Origin of the sequence: Intrasporangium sp., assembly GCF_051961875.1 — a bacterium.
Classification (GTDB): domain Bacteria; phylum Actinomycetota; class Actinomycetes; order Actinomycetales; family Dermatophilaceae; genus Intrasporangium_A.
Genome location: NZ_JBQCCV010000289.1, coordinates 1 through 2,515 on the forward strand (window position 1 = coordinate 1; position 2,515 = coordinate 2,515).

3 protein-coding genes are annotated in these 2,515 nt (G+C 69.7%); all 3 read left to right on the forward strand.

Translation table 11 applies throughout. The features are described from left to right. Positions 1-390: GntR family transcriptional regulator (locus ACTHJJ_RS18130; RefSeq protein ID WP_440304347.1), on the forward strand; the 390-nt coding region annotated here is incomplete at its 5' end. Then, positions 387-1,469 (forward strand): DUF1648 domain-containing protein, encoded by a 1,083-nt coding sequence (locus ACTHJJ_RS18135; protein WP_440304348.1) that lies wholly within the window; start codon positions 387-389, stop codon positions 1,467-1,469. The genes ACTHJJ_RS18130 and ACTHJJ_RS18135, both read left to right, overlap by 4 nt. A gap of 60 nt (positions 1,470-1,529) precedes the next feature. Then, positions 1,530-2,435 carry a DMT family transporter gene (locus ACTHJJ_RS18140; protein ID WP_440304349.1) on the forward strand — a complete coding sequence of 302 codons (906 nt, stop codon included), beginning with the start codon at positions 1,530-1,532 and terminating at the stop codon, positions 2,433-2,435. Positions 2,436-2,515: the final 80 nt, after the last annotated feature.

Below are 2,515 nucleotides of genomic sequence, written 5' to 3' on the forward strand. Positions count from 1 at the left end.
ATCCTCACCGTCGACCTCGACAGCGAGGTGCCGATCTATCAGCAGCTTCGGGACCAGGTCGTCGAGGCGATCGCCCAGGGCGTGCTGGTGGAGGGCAGCTCGCTGCCGTCCACCAGGGCGCTTGCGGCGGACTTCGGGATCAACTTCCACACGGTGAACAAGGCCTACGACCTGCTGCGGCAGCAGGGCCTGATCCGGCTCAACCGCAAGACCGGTGCGGTGGTGGCTCTGACCGACGCGGGCGCGCCGTTCCGCACAGAGTGGACCGCGAGGGCGCGGACCTTGCTGGCAGAGGCCATCGCCAGGGGATTGCCGGCCGAGGACGTCCTCGCGACCTGTCGGTCCGTGCTCGATTCATTCGGTTCCACCCCGCCAGAGGAGATGCCATGACCATTGCCATCGTCCTGAGCTCGGTGCTGTCGGCACTGGTGCTGGCAGTCGCCCTCGTGCTTCCCTCGATCAACAGTCCGACGGTGCCCTTCGGCGTGCGGGTGCCGGTGCACCATGCCGACGACCCGACGGTGCAGCGGCAGACCCGCATCTACCGATGGCGGGTATCGGCCAGCTGGATCGTCGCGGCCGCGGTCGGCGTCGCCCTCTACAGCCTGACAGGCGAGACACTCACACTGTCGCTGTCGGTGCTGCTTCTCGTCGGATTCTGGTACGGCTGCTTCTTCCTGGCCAATCGCGAGATCCGTGCGGCCAAGGCTGCCGAGGGATGGTACGAGGGCCTTCACCAGGGCATCGCCGTGGACACCGGACTGCGGACCGCCCCTCCGCGGTTTCCGTGGCTCTGGTTGGCACCCGCACTGATCGTCACGGTGGCAACCGTGGTGATCGGTGTGCTCAGCTACCCGTCTATGCCTGAGGTGCTCGCCGTGCACTACGCGCAGGGCGGGCCCAACCGGTTGGCGTCCAAATCGGTGGGCGCAGCCTTCTCGCTGGTGTTCGTGCAGATCGGCATTACCGCACTGCTCGCCGGTATGGCAGGGGCCATCATCTTCCGCAGCCGTCCGGACATCGACCCAGCACACCCGAGCGGGTCCGCGCGCTGGCACCGCCACTACGTGGTGCTGGGCGCCAGGGCCCTGCTCGGGCTGGCCGCGATGGTCGACGTCGGGATGCTGGGATCATCGTTGCTGATGTGGACCGGGACGGCCACCCCATGGGCGCATGCTGTGGTCGCACTCCCGATCCTGGCCGCTGTCGCGGTGGCCGCCGTGGTCCTGGCCCGGAACAATCGCGAGCCGGATGCGGGCGACGAGGACACCGGCCTATCCCACCGGGACGATGACAGGTACTGGCGCGGCGGACTGTTCTACATCAACCGCGAAGACCCCGCGCTGATGGTTCCTCGCCGGTTCGGTCTGGGGTGGACGCTCAATTTCGGCAATCCCACGACAGCGATGCTCGCGGCCGGCGTGGTCGCGCTGATTGGCCTCGTGATCACGCTCCGTTTCGAGGGTTGACCCCGGCAGGTCACCTGGGTCACGCGCGGCTGCCATACCGCCCGGCACTAGAGTGGGCTGGTGATCCCCCTCCTCGTGGTGCTCGGAGTGCTCGGCGTCTCTGCCTCCGGCCCGCTCATCGCCGGAACGCTCGCGGGAACCTCGGTCACCGCGCTCGCCATCGCGTTCTGGCGCAACGCGATCGCCTCACTCGTCATGGCGGCGCCGGTCGCCGTGCGGAGCCCGGGCCAGTTCCGGCGGCTCACCCGCAGGGACCTGCTCTGGTCCTCCCTGGCCGGCGTGGCGCTCGCCTTCCACTTCGTGTGCTTCATCGTGTCCTTGACGCTGACATCGGTCGCGGCGTCCACGGCCCTCGTGTGCCTCCAGTCGGGGTGGATCGCGGTCTTCTCGGTGCTGCGCGGCCGCAAGCTCCCCGTGCCCGTGCTTGCAGGACTCGGGCTCGCGTTCCTCGGCGTTGTCGCCATCACGGGGCTGGACCTCGGCTCCTCCCACGAGGCGGCACTCGGAGACCTCCTCGCGGTCGCGGGAGGCATCCTCGCCGGCCTCTACACGATGGCCGGCGGCAAGGCCCGGCAGACCATGGGCACGGGAACCTACACGGCGCTCTGCTATGGGGTGTGCGCCGCGCTCGTGGCCGTCATGGCCCTCGCGACCGGCGAGCGGCTCACCGGATTCGAGCCCGCGGGGTGGGCTGGCATCCTCGCGATCACGGCCGCCGCCCAGCTGGTCGGCCACACGGCGTTCAACCACCTCGTCGCAACCCTGAGCCCGCTCGTCGTCTCGATGTTCATCCTGCTCGAGATCCCCGGCGCGGCGCTCCTGGCCGCCGTGTTCCTCGGGGAGGTGCTGCCGGGCGGGACCTACGCGGGGCTGGGGCTCATCCTCGCAGGGCTCGCCGTCGTCGTCTCCGGCCAGCGGCGCACCCGGCGCGAGCCGCGGATCGCGCCGGAGCTCGGGGCGGACTGACGCTAGACGCCGCCGCGCTTGACCGGCGGCTGGTTGGCCGAGTGGATGGCGCGCAGGAGCTTGGCGGGGTAGTACACGGA